Below are 19,510 nucleotides of genomic sequence, written 5' to 3' on the forward strand. Positions count from 1 at the left end.
AAACAGCTGCCTACAGTTTTGGGGGGAATAAAATGAAGGTCGCAATCGGAATTATCGGAATCATGCTTGGCTTGGTCGTGCTTTTGCAGTCTTGCGCGGTCGCGACCGGCGGAAATCTGACGTCGAACCATGACCTTGCCGGGGCTGGGTCAGTCGGCGTGTTTGTCGGCCTGCTCTTCTTCGTCGGCGGGGCTTTCGCGTTCGGCTTGCCGTTGGTTTCGGCGATCGTTTTCGTGCTGGGAAGCCTGCTCGCCTTCCTGGCCGCGAGTTCGTTCGGCGACATGAAGATTTGGGCGTTCGCGGACCTGATTCTAGCGGCCATGGCCTTATTCGCGTGGCGTAGCGCCCGCAAAGGCAAGATCGCTTCCGCGCTAGGACAAAAGCAATGAAGCGGCTGGCAACTCTGGCGCTCGTGCTCACATTACCGCTCTCGCCCGCCGCCGCCCAAACGGCAGGTGATTATCTTTCCAACACCCCTCAGATGACTAAAGGCATGACGTGCTATGTCACCTACAGTCGTTTGATGAGCATTCCTGGACCACAGGAACAGGAGGAGGCTTGGACGTTTGCTGCTGATGACGAGGGGAATTTGTATGTCAATGGCAAGGCGGCAAGGCCAAGCGATGCGGGAAAGGCAACAATTGCAGCCGATGGCACCGGCGTAGACTCGCTGGCGAATGTGCTACTCGCGGGCTTCGTCGGACTGAAAGGGCCGGAGGCCGAGGTACCCTTCAACCTGATGATCTTGCCCGTTTTGCAGCATCGGGCGAAGGAGCGATTTGTGGTCCTGGACTTTCCGTCAAAGATTGCGGCCGCCGACTGGGACAAGGCCAATCAGAGGTTTGTCAACGCGACCGATATTCCCTGCGAACCCATTGAAGGTGAGTAGCCCGATCGCGGGAATCAATGAATTTAGTATTTCTCGCTTTGATGCATCTTGTAATTCACGTTACCGGCCGCCAACGCTCGGTTGTGGGCTACCGAATAGTACAGAGAGGTTTTTGGGAGGTCTTACGCGGTGCAAAATCTGTTGAACAAGTTATTCAAAAGGCCATAGAAGAGGCCATTCAGGGCAACATCGTCTCCCTGAAGAAAGCCGTGGCATTTATCCGAACGAAGCGCCCTGACCTAAAGGAAGAGCTGGACGAATTGGGCGAGGACAATCCTTTGTGTGAAAGGGTGGTCTTAATGGCCTCACAGAGCGGAAGAGCCGTTCTCTTCGACCTGCACGATTAGACAGGGGCGGCGACAGCCCAGCACAAGTCAACGACGCTCTCTCTAGACTCTTTTCCGAGACGGAAGCATTCTCCCTGCGGGAGATGGCTATGGGCAATTCTGTTCAGCCGTGGGTTAGACGGCGAAGGCCTTGGTGGCGTTTGCTTCTGCGCGCTCGCCTCCCTATTTCTCTGGCGCTGCTTGGCATGGCGTCCCTCGCTTATGTCTCGACAGGCACCCGGCACTCACTTTCAAACGTTCATTATCCCGGCACGTCAACCACCTCCGTCGCCATGCGCAGCGTGGGCTGTGACATCAAGGGAAACATCAATGATCGCGGGGAGCGTATCTATCATGTGCCCGGCCAGGAATACTATTCGGCTACACGCATAAACCCGGCGCGTGGGGAACGCTGGTTCTGCTCCCAGTGGGAGGCTTGGTGGGCTGGATGGCGGAAGGCAAAGTTATGAGACGGCCTGACGGCGCGGTTGAAGGCGGCCGAGGAGCACTGCCGCGAAAAATGGGAAAGAACCAAAGCCATGAGAGAAGAAATTACCGCCGAAATGAGCAGCGGGAACGTGTTTGCGGACCTGGGCTTTGACAATCCCGACGAAGAATTGCTCAAGGCCGAGCTGGTCCGCGAAATCCGTGCCACTATTAAACGCCGCCGCCTGACCAAGGCGAAGTCGGCTGAAATGCTCGGTATAAAACAGCCCGACGTCTCCGCCATTGTCACGGGCCGCATGGGGAAGTTCTCTATCGATGACTTTGTCCGCTGTCTTGATCGCCTCACCACAAGGTCGATGCGAAGGACAAATAGACATTAACTCCGACACCGTTCTTAGTTGAACCGCGTCCAGGCCCGGAGCTTCCATGTTATATGCGCGACCGTGACATATCCAATTGTGTTATGCAGACGACGAAGGCAGTCCAAGGCTTTTCGTCCGAGTAGTGTCTTGCTTACCTCAGCGTTTAGCCGCCTCTAAAATCGCCCTCTCTCTTTTCCGCGCCCCTGAGCGTGACTCTGAGCGGGTAGTTGGGAATCCTGCCAACCCATAGGCTTGGAGTATCGAGCCAAAGCGCGACCTGAACACACTAGCCGCAGGAAGGTCCGGGTCGGCATTGATGAGAGAAGAGGTAATATATCCAAATTTTTCGTGTAGCCGTCGGAGTCCATCCAGAAGTTGATCATTCGTTAGTCCCCACTTAAATTTGCAGTGAGGATGTGCCGTCGCCCTTTTCATCCCCGCGCGAACCGACTCAGATACAGTTGAAGGAAAACCTGCCCGCCCATAGGCCCGCATTAACGAACCAAATCGGAACGTGAGCACACGAGCCACTGGAAGGTCTGGGTCTGCATTGATCATTTTAGCTGTGACATATCCGAACTTGGTATGTAGTCTTCGTATCCCCTCGATTAGATAGTCATCGGTATATCTCAGACCTTGCTGCCAAAGGCATTTATATCCAACGAGTTCATAGGATGCTACGAGACTACCAAAGTGGTTAACATACGAACTCGAAGAAGCAGTGTATGAACAGGCATCAATTATTCCCTGAGAGAGCTTTCCCTTCTCCCTGAAAAGCCTCCTCAACCTATCGATCATGTCCGTCTTCGCATAGGCATTGCCGACTTTGCGTCTCATCTCCTGTTGGACCTTCGCGAATTGTTTTGGGTCAACAATCGGATCCATTACCCGCGTTCTGATCCATAGGTCGGCAGGATTTCGTCTGGACGGCCCTTTCAGCCGCCGCGTTCGTACGTTGTAGACGTAGTATCCTATCATCAACTCGCTTGTGAGCAGGGTCCTGACGCGCCTCTGGGTCCAAGGCTGACCGTGTGTTGAAGGGACACGTTCAAGGTTCAGTTTCCAGGCGATGGTTGTCGTTGTTCGATGCTGGCTAACGAACATCCGGAAAATGCGGCGCACGGTTGTGATTTCATCCGGTGGACCGGGCACAAAGACGACGCGATCTGTGCTTAGGCCTTTTTGCTCGCCTAAACCCAGGAGAAATCGATGCTCTCCATCTTCGCTGACCAACAGGCGTCTTACGCCGTAGAGCACCCCACCGCCCTGTCTAAACCCAAGACGCGCTTGCTGTGTTTGCGCCCTTGAGACTCTGGCAGACAGTTCGCGGCTGTACTCACCGGCCATCACCCGCTTCAGGTTTTTAACGATCATCGAGACCATACTGCCGTCGTTCTCGAATGGTTCGCCGCAATACTCGACCGCGACCCCGGCGTCCCGACAGATGAATTCGTAATGCGCAGATTGGTCCGTATCCTGAAAGCGGCCCCATCGGCTGACGTCTAAAACGAGAATGGCAGAATAGGTGTGTTGGCCGGTCACAACGTCAGCCAACAACTGCTTCAGGCCATCTCTTCCCTTCAAGGTTAAGCCACTTTTACCGGCATCGGCGTAGGTATCAACGATCGCGAATCCCCGTTTTTCGGCATACTCCGCGATGGCAGCCATCTGGTTCTCTAAAGAATATCGCTGATGCTCTGTTGACATACGGAGGTACTGCGCAGCCGGAACACGGAGATCGGTTGTAAGCTCAGCCACTATAGTACCTCCGCGTGAGCTGTATTTCATTGCGGCAGGAATGACGCTGATGGCGAAAGCGCATATTACATCTACTATGTGCTGGAGCAAACGTTCCGAGCGGCCACGGGTGTTAATGTTGCGCCCGCTTTGCGGCAAGGACTTATAATCCTGGACTCCCCATCGAAGATTGCGGCAGCATAAGGGAATATCGGTCGCGTGGATAACCTCTGATTCTAACCCCTACAACGGGACTCGCCGATGCCGGATTGATCTGGGTCGACTTCGGCCTTGGACAATGGCTTAGTGGACGGGTCTCTCAGCTGTCCAACCCGTTCAATTCTTCTAGCATGTGTTCGCCGATTTCGATGACAGTAGAGAAATCGCAAAGCATTTGCCCATGAAGCCAGACAGGTCTCGCATTTTCTCCAAATGAATGTGTCACTACAGGTTCAAAACGACCCAAAGCCTTCTGGGCGCAAAAAAGAGCATCATACTCATCAAAGTTCCCGGCTTTCGCGGCACGGACAAGCTCTTCCTCGATCCTTCGCCACTCGTCGCCGTCTTCATTGCTAAGCGTTTTTGGAGGGATGTAGACCGGTATCCGGTGGGCGACCGCATGGCGGTAGTTTGCTAGATATTCGAACCAGTGAGCAGCGCCTTTAAGGTAGTCCTGTAAATTGTTCGAGAGGCTATCCCGAACCGTTGTGTTTTTGGGGCCGAGGCCAATTTGCCCGTCCGCGAGAGGTCTTCCCTTCCCGTCTTTCACTTCGGCTTCCCAACACCAAATTCGAGCGATGTTGTCCAAGCCACCGTAGACGCTCACCAGAAATGAGTGAATAAAGGCAGTAGCATCCATCAGCTGATCGCGGCTTGGAGGCTCCTCCGCTTCCGGCGGTATCGCTTCAAACGCGCGATCGATGCCGTGACGAAGGCTTTGCAATCGCCTCGACAATCCATGCCGCGCGTACTCGGATGCCTTCTCACTTCGATAGGCTTGAACCATATAGGCCGTCATCAATTTTTCTTGGCGGGGGACCCATTGTTCGTAAGCCTCTTCGAATTGTTTGATCGTTTCTCCGGAATACGCCCCCACAATGCCCTCCCCGCAGCTAATTGAAGCCGACGCTCTCCCAATAAAGGCGTCGAAGCTTGGAACAAGGCCTTAGCCGTTCGTGAAAAAGTATCCAAGCAGCTTACCGACGTGCGAGCTCAAAATTTGTCCAGCGTAGTCGGCACAGGCGAACCTAGGATGGCATTGCGCCCCGTGCCAGCCACCTCGATGCAAACGACGAGTACATTACCGACTTGCATTGAAGGCAACAACGTGAGACATATATAAGATCAAGCCAATAGTCATTGTAGCATCCTGCCTAAGGTATGGAGTTGCTGATGTCGGTTGCACCAGATCCCCTTCCTGTGGAAGAATTTATTGCTGAGCTCTCCAGCATTCGCGACGAAGCTCTCGTCGGGCTTAGAGAAGGTAGGTTTGGTCAGCCCGTCTTCTTAGCGAACGAACATGCAACTGAGGCGCACAAGCGCCCGGAAATCATTTTCTTGCTGCAGCTCGGGGTCTATCCGGAGTTTAGAGAAACTCATTTTCTCTCTCGTCAAATCCAGCGATTGGACGACGTTGACTTAGTGTATCGAGTTGGACAGCAAATTTATGATGAAGCTAAGCATACGAAGGTCTTAGTAGATCAACTCCGAAAATGGGGCGCTCCTCCGCTGGTGTTTTGGGATGAGCCCATTTATGAGTGGTCCGCCGCTTTTGATTACATGGATAAACAGACGAATCCAGCAGAATATTTTGTTGGGTCTAATTTTATTGGTGAAGGATTATTTCTAGCTTCGATCATGGCGCCTATGGCGAAGTATGACCCCGAAACCTTTAACGTGTATGTTGAGCAGATAATGCCAGACGAACCGAGACATATTGGCATCGGCAAAGATATTGTATCTAAGTACTGTACGACGTTTGCCCTTCAAAGGCGAGTTAGCCACGTGGCGCGAACGGTAGCTAAGCAATATTGTCTTGGTTTCGCCGCCGCCATGAAATATGCATCGGCAGCGAAAGACGGGCAAAACTTGTCTGAGGTTCGTGACAGCGGTTACAGTTGATTTGGGCTAAACGAGATCTTGTTACTATACTAAGCGGAAGTAGATCCATGAAGCCGCTTCCCCAAGAAAGATTGCAGAGAATCGCGCGAGCACGAAATGTGCACTACGAACCACTGCCCAATGACAATCCGTTGATTGTAGCGACCCGCATGTCAAGAGAATTTCCTCTTGCGAGGGATACGGCTTTTGCACTCTTCGCCGATCCAGCAACCCACGTGCGCCTATTTTCGATCATCAAAGGATCTTCTACAATTCCTAGGGAACCAATAGCAAAAATGGTTCCCATCAATCAATTCTACGCTGTAGAACACGTCGAGGAGCGCGATCCCACTCCAAGATTTATGTTAGTTCGATACACGCTCAGCCCACCAGATGTTATCCTCAAAGAGGGTGTGCCCGATCCGTTTGGAGACCTTGATGGCCTTGGGGATGTTGGGCCTCTTGACAAGAAAAAAGCCAAAGTCATGATTCGCCTCGAAGACGCGGGGGAAAATACGTTCCTCCTAACCACTGAATCAGCTTTTGTGGCCGAGACTGGTGAAATATTTGTACGCGGTCTGATTGACCACGTCTGGCTTAATTTCTACGAAAATCTAATGGTGGAGTTGAAAGAGATTAGACCAGACCAAATCATGACGAGGCCGTGAACCCTAGAGGGCCATTGGGGATTTGTATCGTGGATGCTCAGGAAGTTATTTTAGTAGAGAATAGCTTCAGGAAACTCGGCCTGACAGCAGACTCGGTTGCACAAGAATTCTACGAGAACCTCATTGAGCGGGCGCCAGACGTAATTGGTCTGTTTCATGTCACCAAGCGGGACCAGTTTATGAGACTGACTACCGGTTTGAGTACGTTGGTCCATACTTTGGGCAATCCCGTGGAAATGAGCAGACGCGCGTCCCAGCTTGGATCGCGACATAGGAAATATGGGGTGCGTGATGTCCACTACGATCATGCAAAATTCGCCCTTATGGAGGTCCTGCGTCATCGCCTAGGCAGGCAGTTCAATTCACAGATTGAGGCGGCTTGGTCGAACGCGTGTGATGAGATCTTCTCAGCAATGCGTTCGGCATAACCTCTTGCCATCCAGTAGGCAGTCGTTTGTGGCGCCAAAAAAGTTCGAAGGTGGCGGTTAAGTCTCGCCAATCAGATGGCAAAAAAAGTCGTGAGCAAGCGGACCGCAAAACGCGACTTCGGGCTTAGACTGAAGCTTGCGTTCGTTGAGACAAGCGAGGGCAGGCGCCTCGAACAATTCTATGGCGAATTGTTGCGTCTACCCATTAGAAGGCGGTTCGGGGAAGACTGGATTGAATACGATGGTGGCGCAGCAAACGTAGCTGTCCATCAAGTGGCTGAAGAGCCGTCGAACGAACCGCGTATATACCTGTCCTTCGAAGTGGCAGATATCGATGCCCTCTGGAAACATCTGGCAACCAACGGTGTGAGAGTGTCACCTATCAGATCGAGAACTCGGGGCCGTTTTTTCGTGTGCCAGGATCCGGCGGGCGTACGACTCCACTTCATAACCTTCGAAGAAGGATGGCGAGCGGACACAGATTATTAGTGCGCTCAAAATGGAGGTGTCCGGCCGAGGCGGTCCAAAGTCGGCAGCCGGAATATCCTCATAAACTTCGGCGCCTAGCAGGAGCCGAGATAGGACACGACAAAGGGAAGTCTGCGCGAACAGTTTGCGATAGAAGCGATGTCAAGCTGTCGGAGGTGGTTGTCTCTATAACCGGTTCGAGAATGCGCTCGTTTTAGATAGAGACGCCCGGCGGTTCTTTGAGAATGCGATACACCTGCATCCTCGAGCATCCCATGATCTTAGCTATCTCGGAAGCTCCAATTTTGCTGCTATACAGTTCGAATATGCGTCTGCGGTCAATCCGAGCTTTCCCACCACGATAAACGCCAGCGCCCTTGGCCCTTTCGACGCCTTCACGCTGCCGTTCTTTGATGAATCGACGCTCCATTTGAGCCACCATCCCCAAAACCGTCAGCACGATGTGGCCGATCTCTCCACGGGTCGAGACATGAGGGTCCAGGACTGTGACAAAAGCTCCTCTTTCCTCGCATTCGTGGATCAAGTTCAGGACGTCGCGCGTGTCGCGGCCGAGCCGGTCCAACCGTGTCACGACCAGTTCATCCCCCGGCCGTAAAAAGTCGATGATGGTCGCCAGTTCGGCCCGGCCATCGCGGCTGGCACCAGAGACCTTTTCCGATCGGATGATGTTGCACCCTTCGGCCTTCAGCTTGGCTATTTGGGTGTCGAGGTCCTGATCGATCGTGCTGACGCGAGCGTAGCCTATCCGGCTCATGTAGTGTCACCTCAAGGTTTAGGCCCGAGGCTACCTTGTCACAAATAGTCGCTGTCAACTCCGATGTTACGCATGAAGGCCACGAGCTTGTTACGTCACGCCGGGGTATACCCTGATGTTTATTTGTCGACATGAAGCTTGCCCTTGCCATGCCGCTTCCGGGCGAGAAGGCGGATGCATCACTTTCCAAGGAAGGCAAACGCGGCTGGCAGGCGAAGCAGGAAGGGGCAGAAGCAGAAGCAGAATCGACCACGCGGTTATCGGCAGTCGCGCGACAATACCATGAGGAGGAGGCCCGGTCCTTCACACCATTATCAGGCGGACTGGTTTAAGATGTGGCTAGGCTTAACTCCTTAATGCCCACTCAATTTCGGGCGGTGGGGTTCTGGCGATAATCGCTGAGTATACTTCCTCATTAACACGGTAGGCATTGCGAACTAGGACCTCAAGCTCCTGCTCACGAGACCGGATGATATGCCAAAGGGTGTCAATGGTTGTTTTTGCCTTTGTGTATCCACTACGCAGTAGTTCGTTCCGCGTCGATGAAGCCGGACCATAGATTTTGGAGGCGCGCGCGAGAAATGCTGCCTCTGAAAGTGTCCAGAACTCGCCGAGTTCAGATAAAGTTGCTTCCGGGTGCGCAGCTGACAAATCTACGTTGGCGTCACGCAAGGCGTCACGTAAGCCTTGCCATTTTGCCTGGAGATCGAGCGCTGCGTCGCCCAGCGCTGCCATTGTGGCGGGACTCATTCTGGGTATGGGAACGCTGGCGAGGTCAATCTTGCTAACTTTGGGAAACTTATCGCCAAAGAGACGATTAGCCCTTCTTTCATAGCTTCCAGTGATGAACCTACTATTCAACAACGCCAGAACACATGCCAAAGTTACACCGCGTGCATTGTAGATAGCGAAGAGCGTATTAAGGTACATCTCGGGCTCAGTTGGAGCCTGTAAAACTGCAGACAGGCGTCGCCAAAAGATTTGCTGAACTAAGATTCGTGGCTCTGCATAGTGAGCTAGATCGCGCTTATCCCTCAGCCGATCATTGAAATGGAGCCACTGCGTTGTGGACTCCTTGCTGTAATACCGCTGGACGTCATTTGCATCAATGTATGGATACCAATCAGACCCCTCTCGCATCGCGCTGTGGAACCCGCGTCTTTTGATAAACTCCTTTGGCACCTTCGTGTGGTGATAAACTTGAATCCCAACTGTCACATCTGCAACCGCGTCCAACCGGCGGCATCGAGCAGCAATCTGGTCGAGCTCCAGCGCGGCTTTCTGAGGGTAGATCACCTCAAATCGGTGATTGGTTTGGCCATACTGAAAATCGTGCGTTGTACGGTGCCCGATGGCCCACGTTGCCTCCGCAAGCTGCTTCAGCTTTACGCTCTCGGAGCGGCCCCGTTCAACCGCTTGTACCCGGAACTCTTTAACTCCGTCGGGGCTGCCCGGGGGAACAAGTGCGATGGGCATCGGTCGCTTACGGGCGATCAGGATGCTGGCGTCGTGATTTACGTCGGCGAACACCTTCCAAACATTTGTTACCTCGACGAATTCGAAGGCTTGCAACAACCAATCGCGAAAAGCCGAATAACCGTTAACTGTTAGCCAGGAGTTGGGAATGATGAACGCTAAAACTCCGCCCACCTTGAGCATTTCCCATGCGCGGATAACAAAGATAGCGTAGGAATCAATCTCGGACCCTGAACTTGGGAAACGTTCGACAAGCGAGCCCTCATCCCACCCATCCAGCGTCGCCCCCCAAGGTGGATTCCCGATAACTGCATCGTAAATGTTGTGATCGGTCGAACGCAGTGAATCACCGGTTACGATGGTTTGGTCGAGGGTTTCGAGTTTTTCACCTCGCTTTGCCGTCCTCAGCCATATGCTGAGTCGCGTGATTTCGACCGACTCGGCAAGGATGTCTCTTCCAAGCAGGTTTTCTCTCAAGATAACGCGGTCAAGATCGAGGAGGGATAATTGACCTTTTGCGCCCGTCAGCTCCGACAATGCGCGATTGACCTTATCGTATTCAGACTGCAGCTGATCGAGCGCCTCAACGAGAAATGCGCCGGAACCGCACGCGGGATCCATGACTTTGATCGTACGTAGTTTAGAAGCATAGCTTGTGAAATATGCAGTTTTGGTACGCCGGTCACCGCTTCGTGACGGCGTGGCCATCGCCTTACCGATTTTCACGGGACTGCTCTCGGCTTGCCCAGCAAACTCCTCGAAAATGAGTTCGAATGCGCCCCGGACCATATGGGCCGTGATTTCGCGTGGCGTATAGTAAACGCCACCAGACTCTTGGCTGCTAACGCCCATCTCCCCGACGCCACGAACGAGGGCTTCGCCCTTCTCGATGTCTTTTAGGCTTTGTTCAAAAATGGCGCCCAAGGCCTGAACGTTCAAATCCTCGCCAAAGTCATAGATATCAAACCCAAAAATACCGGTGATCTCGAGACTTTGTCGCCGTCCTTTGCCTGCCCGGAACCGCCTTGTGAAAAGCGTGGTCGGTATCTCGATAGCGTCGAAGTAGGGGTCTTCAGCAAACAGGCCACCGTTGAATGCATTGAGCGCCATCCCACCCAAGCCGCCGCCTGTGTTAAGCGTTCGAAACAATTCCTTGTATTCCCGCCAATAGCTTCCCGATGATGAATTGGCGCGAGCTCGGTTGACGACTTGCCGAAGAGTATCGCGCGGTACCAGCTCAGCGGGATGCTGCTGACAAAACGCTATGAACAAAACGCGGTTGAGGAGTTTGTGGGTCTTCCCGTAGAGATCGGTTCTGGACAACGCGACAGAAGCAGGCTGACCCGAAAGCTCTGCTATCAAAGCCTCCTGCACAGCCTTATACAAACCGTAAAACCCTTCTGTGAGGTCACGACCAGCCAAAATCGATTCTTGAAATGCTCGGCTCGCGATTGGCTCGCGGCCGCGGTTCAATAAGCCTTCCGGCCTTAGTAAGGCATAGAACTCGAAGAGCTTCGACGGCTGGATCAGTTCCTCAAGATTCCAACCGTGATAGTTGCCAGCATAACCGTTCTTGTACAGGCGAACTTCGCGAAAATTAGTGACCAGAATCCACTCGACGCCAGCTCTTCCTTTGGTCGCGTACCTGAAGGCCTGCTCGACCGGTGTTTCCTTGTTTGAGCGTCCCATTTGCGGCTGATCGAGATCAGTTTTAGACCCCTTTATCTCCCCTACGACCGCCCATTCCTCTAGCCCTGCACTAAGGTCAAATCGTCCGAGCACAAAGTCTGGGATGTCGCGCCCAGATGGTCCTGTTCTCTTGGGCATAAGCGAAGCCTCAACTGCCGTGCCAATCTGCTCATAGCCGAGGACGGTCCCAAAAATCTCCTGGTTAAAGGTTTGCTCCGCTGAACTCTCAGTCATTTTGTCGAGAACACCTCGGCGAAGCTGGTCCACCCAATGAGCGATGCGTTCAGTTGCAAGTTGTGGAACGGCAACCCCGCGATCCTCCTCCGCGCGAAGGATTTTCTTCAGAATTCGCTTTTTGAAAAGTGGATCGCGCTTGTGGATCAAAGCCAGACCTCTTTGCCCGGGAACCAAGGCTTGATGGAAATATCCCCGGACATAGGCGCTCGGGTCATTTGGCGGATTTGCTTAGGTAAGGGGCTTGGTTGATGTACATTATCCATCTGGTATCGCAATCGTTTTGACTTTCACAGACGGAAAAAATATTTACGATGCAAACGGGTCCTTTACCGCTATGAGCCTTCGGGTCCAGAAAAGCAAACACACCCAGTAAAATTGTATTTTCCAGATTCGCTACACCGTCTGCGTTCGACGAGTCTTGCTAAGTCCACGATTAGCCCTAGCTCCGCTGAATGCCCGACGACAGGAGCGACATTGACCGATGTCAGTGACCGTTCCGCATTAAGTCTGCTCACCGAATTTCTATGCGGCGTTGAGCAGCCTTGTGCATTCACTAACAACATACTCTGGCACACTTTCGAATTTGTGGGGGTTAAGCTGCATCACATACTCGTTTTCGATATGATAGGACTCATTGATGAATTTTGTTATGATGTCATCCTCATGCTTCCCTCTAATAATGCGAAACAATTGTATCTTTTCGTACCCAACATCAGTTGCAAAGAATTTCTCTTTCATGGCTTTATCATCGCACACTACGTGCAATAAGGAGTCGTAATCGAATTCCGGAATACGTTTTTTGATATCTAACTCTGCTTCAGCTTTTTCAGCCCCAGTCATATTTCGATTTTCCGTCGCAGATTGGACGGTTGGCGTCGCTCGCTTTTTGAACAAACTTGCGAGGAGATTGTACTCCAGACTCATGTTATCTGTTATCTCATAGTAACGTCGCAAGTATATGGCTTTTATCAGCGTATCGCCGTGCACCCCCAATATCTCTGTGCAGATTTTCGCGAACGTATGAATGTCGCTGGACGTAATTTCTACCTCCGTTATCGATCCATTCCTTGACGACAAGAAGGTCGCGGAGGGATGAGACCCTTGAAACACCTTGGCCGTGCTCTTGATCACATCGATTGCTGGCTCTATATCGTGTGTCAGCATAAGTGTCGTGCGATCTCTGAGACTTGCCTTGCCCCGAAAAAGTTCGTGCAGAATTGCGAACTTCTTGTTTTTATCGAAGGACGATATAGGATCATCGAGAATGATGATATCAGGATGTTCGCTGATAACCTGATGCATGAAAAGTACTAACGCAAATGCGTTCTTTTCACCATAGCTGAGGTGTTTGGAGGCTGAATCGATATGGCCAGTTAAATCTTGATGTAATAGCTTCATTTTATAGGAGTCTGGCTCTGGAATAATAACCACAGAATATTTGTAACCTGCGGATTTCAAGAAATGATTGATGCTGTCCTGATTTTCTTCGATGGTTTTCTTAATCTTGGCTTTATGTTTGTTGATGCTACCTTTTAACGCGCCGACTTGCTTTATAAGCTCTTCGAGCTGCGAGTTAATTGGGTCAGTCACTTTGCGAGTTTCATCTGAGTCCAGCTTGTCGATCATGCCAAGGTCGATTTTTAGTAGCTGTATTTTGTCGCCGATCTCACCCACGTCTCGCAGAGAAAAGAATGAGATTGTTCGAAGATCTTCAAGTTTCACAATGAGCGCTTCGATATCCGTCTTGAGACCGCTCAGGAAACTTTTCTCAGGTGCTGTTAATTCGAGCTTCGCTTTGGTAATCTTTTCAAGATTTTCCTGGCATTTGGCGCTGAAATATTTTCCGAGACGTTCAATTACTGCTTTGAGAGTGTTAAGATGACCAATCGCGGTCGCGTCATATTCTTTGGCCACGGCGAGAGGGATGTCCTTTTGCGGCCCCTCGGGCAAGGCTGTTGAGCAGTATGGACACGTATTCCCGAGCTTCAAGAATTCGTTGCCCCTGATCTGCCAGCCAATCCATTTCGATGGGTCCGTGCTTTTGATAAACGATTCAAAGGGCTTAAGGGCTTCCGGAATATTTTCGATTTTGTTGCCCGAGCCATAAGCCTTGAGTAGTTTGCTCGACTTTGGGATGGAGCCGTCCGCATTAGTTTTGCCGAATGCATCACGGAGCTCCTTCAGGTCCTTTGTCGTCTGTTCTATTTCCTCATTGTCCGAAAAAGCCTTCTTGATCCCTGCAAATAGGGCTTCAATCTCAATCATGGTTGTGGAGTACTCTGGTGTTTTTATAAATATATCGAAGCTGTTTTTAACAACTTCGTCCTGCTGAAAAGCAAATTGATTTACGTATTCTTCGTCAAATACCAATGCAGAAGCGATTTCCTCGATGCCACTTACCTTCGGTTGGTTAGAGCCAACCTTGCCCCTGCCTTTGAATGGCGCCAAGTCCTGCAAAGTACCGTCATTGCGAGCCTGACTAACTATGGCTTTGGCGATAGAACTTTTGCCTAAACCATTTGGTCCATATTTTATGTTCAAGCTGCCTTTTTTTAATACAATATTGGCGCAATCGATACTGTTGCAATTTTCGATTTTAATCTCATAATCGGCCATGTTGCCCCCTCCTATTGTGAATCGTCCGGATACGCTCTCTGGTGGTCGTTAGGCAAACGCAATCTTGGACTTTGCCGCTTGGCTTGGGAAGAGCGTTCGGCCGCGATGGCGCCGTTGAGAGTAGGGTATCTAGCGTGCCAATCAGCTGAAGGTGTGCACGTCGGCAGCAGCTCATGTTGGCCTTTCGAGATTCAATGATTTACTTGCCGAGTCCCTCAAGCGTCTCGGCGACGAATGCCCAACCGGCCTGCGTGACTAAGAACTCCCCAGCGCTTTCGTCGACCGTTAGGTAGCCTTTCTTGACGAGCGCTCCTGCGACCCAGACGTCGGGCCTGAAGAAGGTGCCGTGCATTTCGATTCCGCGTAGCGGGATGCGACCTCCCGAGAAGATGAGATAGGCCATGAACAGGGCCCGAGTCCGCGGCGTGTCATTTTTCGAGTCGTTGTTGTCCTGGCCCCAGTTGCCATAATCAGCAAGGTTTTCATAGGGAAACTGGTTGAAGCTCTTCGCAGGCGACGGCTTACCGTCTATGGCGACGGCTATCGCGTCGATGATCCGCGTTGCCGTGTCGCGTTCGATGTCCAGCATTATTCCCACGTGTCAGTGTGACGATGGTTCAGTCCTCGATCTAACATATCCAGCAAGGTCTGCTAAATGCATGAACGTACCAGCTCTGCGCTATTCGTAACTTGGAACGTCGAGCGGAAAAATCCGAGCAGCCGCCAAGCTCTAACGATGGTCGAGCGCATTGCCGCGCTTTCGCCCGATGTCGTTTGCCTAACGGAGGCGTTTGAGGGTTCAACTGCAGAACTCGGAGGGTTCGTAATTTCGGTGAAGGGCGTGTCCTGGTCTAGGGAAGTGGCACTTGAGCGAAAAGTTGTCCTATGGAGCCGCAACCCTTGGACTTACGTCGACCCGTTAGGCAATCAAGAGCTTCAAACCGGTGGTTTCATTGCCGCGACTACCAGAACGCCTCTGGGAGATATCAGGGTACTTGGTGTGTGCATTCCCTATCATCTCGCTTCGCCCATGGGCGTTGTGCCAAGGTGCCCGGCATGGTCGCAGCAAATCTTGTTCTTGGAAGGCTTGAAGCATGTAGTCGCCTCCAAAAGCGCTGAACTCCCGATGGTAGTCCTTGGGGACTATAACCAGTTCGTGCCCCGGATTTGGGGACCGAAAGCGGCCAGCCTCGCTCTTTCTGAAGCGCTCAAAGGCCTGTCAATTTGCACCGGCGGTCAAATCAACGGAGTTGACCGGCCCGCAATCGACCACATTGCTCTAAGCCCCGAGCTTCAGTCTTTATCAGTCTGGGGAATTGATGAGCACGATGGTGACGGTCGGAAAATGAGCGATCATTTCGGGGTGGCTGTCAGGGCGGACTTGGCATTGAGCCCCTTAGACGAAAAATATGACATTTCGGGATCTCTGCTGCCGTGATCTTGAGTGTAAGCTTGCTGAGAGAGTTTCGGCTTCCGCGCAACGAATTTTGACGCGATGCCGCCAGCGGTTGGGCCGCGAAAGTTAGAGTCTGGCAGATAGCCGCGCTCGCACTCGACGAGCCGGTTCTTCAAGCCGCAAAGCTCCCTGACGTCTCCGATGGGCTACACGTAAGAGGGCGCGGTTGTCATTACAGCGATCTCGAAGAAAAGCGGCCATTCGCCAGCTGCCGTATCTTTATTAAGCAATAAAGATACGGCAGTTGGCAGTTGTCGCTGTCGGAAGTTGTTGCTATACGTCTTCAGGTCGCGCGCTGATTTGGCGTATGCAGGGAGGGGTCAATGAAGTTCCAACGTGCTCTCAGCACTGCGTGTGGGGCAATTCTCGCCTGTGCCGTAACCAGCGCGGCTTTCGCAGCTGATTGCGGCAACGTTAGTTCCAGTCCGCGCAAGATCACAACTGGCGTGGTGTTCGCGACGTCCCTCCTGAATGTCGATGCGGATGGAGCTCCCAATTCCTATCGGGTAGACGGCAAAGGTTTATCCTACACCTGCGACGGCGTGACTGCTGTCGGATCCACGCCGAAGAGCGATCCGGATCATTGGCAACAGAAATGCCGGGCGGCTTGGGCAAAGGCTGTAGCTACAAAGGACTATTCAGGGGTACGCATTTTCGGCTTTGCAAAGGACGCTCATGGTGTGCCCGTCGTGCAAACGGACGGCGATGCACTGCCGAAAGATGCTTTTGTCAGCGAGACTCGGGTGCCGGTTCCTGACGGGCCTGTTGGTACGCAGCGGCATTGGGTCGATGCCACCAAGATCCCATATGTCGTGCTTACCAGCAGCTTTGTCGCGAAGTACCACGTCAAACCCGGCGATCTCGCAGCGGTCTATTGGCCGAACAGCCACAAAGTGGCTCTCGCTGTTTACGGGGATGAGGGCGGTCTGGGTGAGGCCTCGGTGCGATTGCATTATGATTTAGGCAACGACCCAATGGTGAAGAGTGGCGGCGTTCAACGCGCGAAAAACGCTATAGGAAGCCGCGTTATTACCGTTGTTTTCCCGGGTTCATCCACCAATCCGACAGTCAACAGCGATAAATGGATTGCGCAGATTCGAAGCGATGGCGGACAAGCTCTAAAGGACTGGGGTGGCGAGGGGTTCTTGAAATCCTGCCATTAGTCTTTTTCAGCGCCGTAGTAGATACGGATGTGGCCTGCCGATGAGATATCAGCAATAGAGCCAACTTCGCCATTCAATTGTGGATTCCGTTGGCCTGCCTTTCAGAAGAGGCGCCTGCGCGCATGGGTGTATATCCTCTTTTTCGTCGTACTGGCTGTAGCCCCTTATTGCCCTCGCAGCTGGATCGTGCAGTGTGCCGCTCAAGATGAGCATCTTGCGTTGGATTCTCCCCGTATTCCTTCCGACAACTCTGAGGCCGATCACCTGATTTCGTCAGGCTAAACACTGGAGGTCCAATGTCTCGATCTTGGTTGATAAGACTCGGCAAGTTTGGTGAGCAAGAGGCAGCAGCTCTCGCCTCAGGAGAGTTGGCCACAGGATGGGCGATTCCGAATTTCCCTGCTCCGCCCACAAAGGAGGGAATCGCTGCAGCCGTTCAAGCTACCTATCCCGAGCAAAAATCCGGAACCTTACAGAACTGGTCCGTTCAACTAAACCAGCTCGCCAATGGTGTTCAAGACGGCGATCTTGCCATAGTGCCGCTTAAAACCACGGGTCAGATCGCGATAGGACAGGTGACGGGCGATTTCTTTTTGAACTCTGAAAATCGCCCGGCGAGACGCGTGAAATGGCTACGCACCGACCTCCCTAGGGACGCCGTGAAGCAGGACCTACTTTACAGCCTAGGAGCATCTCAGACAGTTTGCGAGGTGCAGCGGAACGATGCCGCTACTCGGTTCAAGGTCCTGCTTCAATCCGGCCACGATCCGGGACCCAATGGGAAGTCGTTCAACACGTCCGGCGCGGAGCAGAACACAGCTGACTCGCTGGCTGACGCCCAAGTCGACTTTATTATCCCGGCACAGGATCAAATCGAACGGCATATCTCAGCCAACTTTGTCGGACATGCCTTCACAGAGCTCGTGGCGGCCATCCTTCGCGCCCAAGGTTACCAGACGAGGGTCTCGCCCCCGGGTGCCGACAAAGGTGTAGACATCGTGGCAGGCCAAGGTGCGCTTGGACTCGAGAGCCCGCGGCTTGTGGTCCAGGTCAAATCGGGAGACATCGTTGTTGATCAACCAGCACTCCAAAGTCTGCTCGGGACGATTCAGGACACCCATGCCGAATATGGCCTTCTCGTCAGCTGGTCCGGATTCAAAAGTTCCGTTCGCCAACGCACCAACGATCTGTATTTTCGTGTCAGGTTTTGGGGCCGACAGGAACTGATTGAAGCGCTCTACTCGGTTTATGACCGGCTCCCCGAGGAGATTAGAGCCGACTTGCCGCTCCGCCGCATCTGGGTCCTTGTGCCAGAAGCCTGAAGCAGACCCACTCGTATTTCCCCCATGAGTGTCGGCAACCACCCTACTGCCTGACCCTGCGTTGCGTCCAGAATGCGGGAGGGACCGGCTTCCATGCCAGTTGTTTTGAAGCGGTGGCCAACCGTGGTTGGGGCGGCATTTAGATCTGACACCAAGGCGCCCCCGAACTCGGCGAGCCCGTTGTTAACGCCGCGCAAGGCTTCCACAACTTTTCCGGCGGATCGGCATTCAAGTGGGGGCGGTCTGCGTAGACGACAGTTCATGATAAGCCTACATCTGCTAGGAAGGATCCTTTGGGGGGTAAGATGGTCGATTTCGTTGCCGTCAAAGCAAAGGGAACTATTCGGTCCGCAATCACGGCGTGGCGAAACGCATTTAGAACGCTCGGAACGACGGACCACGGCTTCTCAGATCATCTGGTTTGGGTAGAAGCATCGGGGATTTGGTTGAATGTGCGCGGATGGGATCGAGATGAAGGCTTTAGATACTGGAATGGGCTTGGGGACCGACTAGGAGGCAAAAAGGACAGGAACCTTATTGTAGAGGTCAACCCACCTGACGGAGAATATCCTGGTCGTTTTCAAGGCTTGGTCGCTCGTGACAACGATAGGCGGCTTTGGCTCTTGCATGCTGGTGAAATGAATATGGGCACGAAACGTATTCATCTCAGCAATAATGATAGAGCGCACGGACTTACTCCAGCTATAGTGGCGTTTTCAAACGGTACGAAGAAACCCTATTATCGCGTCGCACAACTGGGTGACTCCCAGCAGGCAATAGTGGATCAGACAAAAACGTTCGTAGACGCATGTCGATTGGTCCGCATCAATTCAGCAACCGAATCAGAAATGGCATTGGGCGTGGCACAGCAGGCCCGGATCTTTGAGGAAGCGCTTGGTCGCTATCTGGTTGGCCCGCAGGAAGCGAAATGGAAGGACCGCACCCACGCCAAAATTTGGCATGCGTTGAAATCGACCCTCGAAGCCAAGGGTGTACGAGTAGCGAATGAACGGGTGAGTTCACTTGGGCCGGACTTGTTCACCTACGAGGAAGCCGTACCGCGCCTTTTCGAAATCAAGACAGCCGCTGGCTCTTCTGACTACCTTAAGGCAATCGGTCAACTGATCGTCTACGAGAAGCTCCTAAAGCGGGGCTTCAGCAAAATGATTGTAGTCCCGAAGGAGCTTCCTGCAGCAATGAAGGAAATCTTAGAAAGCCTCGGTATCGGGGTGGTCACCTACCAGATCAAGAAGGGGGTTCCGGCATTTACGGGGCTTTGACCGAACGATTCCAGAGGAAGAGACGTTGGGTGTGGCGGCATACCCCCGGGAAAGCAACTTAGGGCGATGAG

General features: G+C 52.7%; 20 protein-coding genes. 13 read left to right on the forward strand and 7 right to left on the reverse strand.

Annotated elements, in window-relative coordinates; genetic code table 11:
* The first annotated feature begins 32 nt into the window (after positions 1–32).
* The 4 genes from NKI64_RS23000 to NKI64_RS32155 all read left to right on the forward strand — a co-directional run bounded on the left by NKI64_RS23000 (position 33) and on the right by NKI64_RS32155 (position 1,685).
* Entirely contained in the window at positions 33–389 is a 357-nt protein-coding gene (locus tag NKI64_RS23000) for a hypothetical protein (protein ID WP_352670156.1), read from the forward strand.
* Complete coding sequence (locus tag NKI64_RS23005) at positions 386–889, forward strand: hypothetical protein (protein ID WP_352670159.1); 504 nt, start codon at positions 386–388, stop codon at positions 887–889. Before NKI64_RS23000 ends, NKI64_RS23005 begins: the two co-directional genes overlap by 4 nt.
* 17 nt (positions 890–906) lie before the next feature.
* Positions 907–1,236 carry a hypothetical protein gene (locus tag NKI64_RS23010; RefSeq protein ID WP_352670162.1) on the forward strand — a complete coding sequence of 110 codons (330 nt, stop codon included), beginning with the start codon at positions 907–909 and terminating at the stop codon, positions 1,234–1,236.
* Between the two features lie 272 nt (positions 1,237–1,508).
* Entirely contained in the window at positions 1,509–1,685 is a 177-nt protein-coding gene (locus NKI64_RS32155; protein WP_502901396.1) for a sunset domain-containing protein, read from the forward strand.
* Here the strand turns inward: NKI64_RS32155 and NKI64_RS32160 are convergent.
* The 3 genes from NKI64_RS32160 to NKI64_RS23025 all read right to left on the reverse strand — a co-directional run bounded on the left by NKI64_RS32160 (position 1,680) and on the right by NKI64_RS23025 (position 4,857).
* A complete protein-coding gene (locus NKI64_RS32160) occupies positions 1,680–2,090 on the reverse strand; it encodes a hypothetical protein (RefSeq protein ID WP_502901392.1) in 411 nt (136 codons plus the stop codon). The genes NKI64_RS32155 and NKI64_RS32160 overlap by 6 nt on opposite strands.
* Before the next feature lie 90 nt (positions 2,091–2,180).
* Positions 2,181–3,812, reverse strand: a complete 1,632-nt coding sequence (locus NKI64_RS23020) for a recombinase family protein (protein ID WP_352670284.1) — start codon at positions 3,810–3,812, stop codon at positions 2,181–2,183.
* 268 nt (positions 3,813–4,080) lie between these two features.
* On the reverse strand, positions 4,081–4,857 hold the full coding sequence (locus tag NKI64_RS23025) for a hypothetical protein (RefSeq protein WP_352670165.1): 777 nt from the start codon (positions 4,855–4,857) through the stop codon (positions 4,081–4,083).
* 296 nt (positions 4,858–5,153) lie between these two features.
* On the opposite strand from NKI64_RS23025, the gene NKI64_RS23030 reads away from it, so the two are divergent.
* The 4 genes from NKI64_RS23030 (at position 5,154) to NKI64_RS23045 (ending at position 7,446) form a co-directional block, all read left to right on the forward strand.
* Positions 5,154–5,882 carry a hypothetical protein gene (locus NKI64_RS23030; protein WP_352670168.1) on the forward strand — a complete coding sequence of 243 codons (729 nt, stop codon included), beginning with the start codon at positions 5,154–5,156 and terminating at the stop codon, positions 5,880–5,882.
* Between the two features lie 47 nt (positions 5,883–5,929).
* Complete coding sequence (locus tag NKI64_RS23035; RefSeq protein WP_352670170.1) at positions 5,930–6,529, forward strand: hypothetical protein; 600 nt, start codon at positions 5,930–5,932, stop codon at positions 6,527–6,529.
* A gap of 29 nt (positions 6,530–6,558) precedes the next feature.
* Positions 6,559–6,957 (forward strand): globin domain-containing protein, encoded by a 399-nt coding sequence (locus NKI64_RS23040; protein ID WP_352670173.1) that lies wholly within the window; start codon positions 6,559–6,561, stop codon positions 6,955–6,957.
* A gap of 75 nt (positions 6,958–7,032) precedes the next feature.
* The gene (locus NKI64_RS23045) at positions 7,033–7,446 is read left to right on the forward strand and encodes a VOC family protein (protein ID WP_352670176.1); all 414 of its coding nucleotides are present in this window, start codon (positions 7,033–7,035) and stop codon (positions 7,444–7,446) included.
* Between the two features lie 193 nt (positions 7,447–7,639).
* On the opposite strand, the gene NKI64_RS23050 is transcribed toward NKI64_RS23045, so the two are convergent.
* On the reverse strand, positions 7,640–8,200 hold the full coding sequence (locus tag NKI64_RS23050; protein ID WP_352670179.1) for a recombinase family protein: 561 nt from the start codon (positions 8,198–8,200) through the stop codon (positions 7,640–7,642).
* Between the two features lie 131 nt (positions 8,201–8,331).
* On the opposite strand from NKI64_RS23050, the gene NKI64_RS23055 reads away from it, so the two are divergent.
* Positions 8,332–8,532, forward strand: coding sequence for a hypothetical protein (locus tag NKI64_RS23055; RefSeq protein WP_352670182.1), 201 nt, complete (start codon positions 8,332–8,334; stop codon positions 8,530–8,532).
* Between the two features lie 13 nt (positions 8,533–8,545).
* Here the strand turns inward: NKI64_RS23055 and NKI64_RS23060 are convergent, their stop codons facing one another.
* The 3 genes from NKI64_RS23060 to NKI64_RS23070 all read right to left on the reverse strand — a co-directional run bounded on the left by NKI64_RS23060 (position 8,546) and on the right by NKI64_RS23070 (position 14,807).
* A complete protein-coding gene (locus tag NKI64_RS23060; protein ID WP_352670184.1) occupies positions 8,546–11,749 on the reverse strand; it encodes an Eco57I restriction-modification methylase domain-containing protein in 3,204 nt (1,067 codons plus the stop codon).
* Positions 11,750–12,124: 375 nt separating this feature from the next.
* Positions 12,125–14,218 (reverse strand): AAA family ATPase, encoded by a 2,094-nt coding sequence (locus NKI64_RS23065; protein WP_352670187.1) that lies wholly within the window; start codon positions 14,216–14,218, stop codon positions 12,125–12,127.
* A 199-nt stretch (positions 14,219–14,417) separates the two neighbouring features.
* On the reverse strand, positions 14,418–14,807 hold the full coding sequence (locus NKI64_RS23070; RefSeq protein WP_352670190.1) for a hypothetical protein: 390 nt from the start codon (positions 14,805–14,807) through the stop codon (positions 14,418–14,420).
* Between the two features lie 66 nt (positions 14,808–14,873).
* Here NKI64_RS23070 and NKI64_RS23075 point away from each other — a divergent pair, with 66 nt between their 5' ends.
* The 4 genes from NKI64_RS23075 (at position 14,874) to NKI64_RS23090 (ending at position 19,439) form a co-directional block, all read left to right on the forward strand.
* The gene (locus NKI64_RS23075) at positions 14,874–15,656 is read left to right on the forward strand and encodes an endonuclease/exonuclease/phosphatase family protein (protein WP_352670193.1); all 783 of its coding nucleotides are present in this window, start codon (positions 14,874–14,876) and stop codon (positions 15,654–15,656) included.
* A 341-nt stretch (positions 15,657–15,997) separates the two neighbouring features.
* The gene (locus NKI64_RS23080) at positions 15,998–16,837 is read left to right on the forward strand and encodes a glycoside hydrolase family 75 protein (RefSeq protein ID WP_352670196.1); all 840 of its coding nucleotides are present in this window, start codon (positions 15,998–16,000) and stop codon (positions 16,835–16,837) included.
* A 296-nt stretch (positions 16,838–17,133) separates the two neighbouring features.
* Positions 17,134–18,159: a restriction endonuclease gene (locus NKI64_RS23085; RefSeq protein WP_352670199.1), complete on the forward strand. Its 1,026-nt coding sequence runs from the start codon at positions 17,134–17,136 to the stop codon at positions 18,157–18,159.
* A gap of 305 nt (positions 18,160–18,464) precedes the next feature.
* Complete coding sequence (locus NKI64_RS23090) at positions 18,465–19,439, forward strand: hypothetical protein (RefSeq protein ID WP_352670201.1); 975 nt, start codon at positions 18,465–18,467, stop codon at positions 19,437–19,439.
* Positions 19,440–19,510: the final 71 nt, after the last annotated feature.

The organism is Mesorhizobium sp. M0478, from assembly GCF_040321305.1.
Classification (GTDB): domain Bacteria; phylum Pseudomonadota; class Alphaproteobacteria; order Rhizobiales; family Rhizobiaceae; genus Mesorhizobium.

What these genes read in the sequence shown, in the direction of transcription:
- NKI64_RS23000 (WP_352670156.1), top strand. Translation starts at nt 33, where the DNA reads ATGAAGGTCGCAATCGGAATTATCGGAATCATGCTTGGCTTGGTCGTG.
- NKI64_RS23005 (WP_352670159.1), top strand. Translation starts at nt 386, where the DNA reads ATGAAGCGGCTGGCAACTCTGGCGCTCGTGCTCACATTACCGCTCTCG.
- NKI64_RS23010 (WP_352670162.1), top strand. Translation starts at nt 907, where the DNA reads ATGAATTTAGTATTTCTCGCTTTGATGCATCTTGTAATTCACGTTACC.
- NKI64_RS32155 (WP_502901396.1), top strand. Translation starts at nt 1,509, where the DNA reads ATGCGCAGCGTGGGCTGTGACATCAAGGGAAACATCAATGATCGCGGG.
- NKI64_RS32160 (WP_502901392.1), bottom strand. Translation starts at nt 2,090, where the DNA reads ATGGAAGCTCCGGGCCTGGACGCGGTTCAACTAAGAACGGTGTCGGAG.
- NKI64_RS23020 (WP_352670284.1), bottom strand. Translation starts at nt 3,812, where the DNA reads ATGAAATACAGCTCACGCGGAGGTACTATAGTGGCTGAGCTTACAACC.
- NKI64_RS23030 (WP_352670168.1), top strand. Translation starts at nt 5,154, where the DNA reads ATGTCGGTTGCACCAGATCCCCTTCCTGTGGAAGAATTTATTGCTGAG.
- NKI64_RS23035 (WP_352670170.1), top strand. Translation starts at nt 5,930, where the DNA reads ATGAAGCCGCTTCCCCAAGAAAGATTGCAGAGAATCGCGCGAGCACGA.
- NKI64_RS23045 (WP_352670176.1), top strand. Translation starts at nt 7,033, where the DNA reads ATGGCAAAAAAAGTCGTGAGCAAGCGGACCGCAAAACGCGACTTCGGG.
- NKI64_RS23050 (WP_352670179.1), bottom strand. Translation starts at nt 8,200, where the DNA reads ATGAGCCGGATAGGCTACGCTCGCGTCAGCACGATCGATCAGGACCTC.
- NKI64_RS23055 (WP_352670182.1), top strand. Translation starts at nt 8,332, where the DNA reads ATGAAGCTTGCCCTTGCCATGCCGCTTCCGGGCGAGAAGGCGGATGCA.
- NKI64_RS23065 (WP_352670187.1), bottom strand. Translation starts at nt 14,218, where the DNA reads ATGGCCGATTATGAGATTAAAATCGAAAATTGCAACAGTATCGATTGC.
- NKI64_RS23070 (WP_352670190.1), bottom strand. Translation starts at nt 14,807, where the DNA reads ATGCTGGACATCGAACGCGACACGGCAACGCGGATCATCGACGCGATA.
- NKI64_RS23075 (WP_352670193.1), top strand. Translation starts at nt 14,874, where the DNA reads ATGCATGAACGTACCAGCTCTGCGCTATTCGTAACTTGGAACGTCGAG.
- NKI64_RS23080 (WP_352670196.1), top strand. Translation starts at nt 15,998, where the DNA reads ATGAAGTTCCAACGTGCTCTCAGCACTGCGTGTGGGGCAATTCTCGCC.
- NKI64_RS23085 (WP_352670199.1), top strand. Translation starts at nt 17,134, where the DNA reads ATGTCTCGATCTTGGTTGATAAGACTCGGCAAGTTTGGTGAGCAAGAG.
- NKI64_RS23090 (WP_352670201.1), top strand. Translation starts at nt 18,465, where the DNA reads ATGGTCGATTTCGTTGCCGTCAAAGCAAAGGGAACTATTCGGTCCGCA.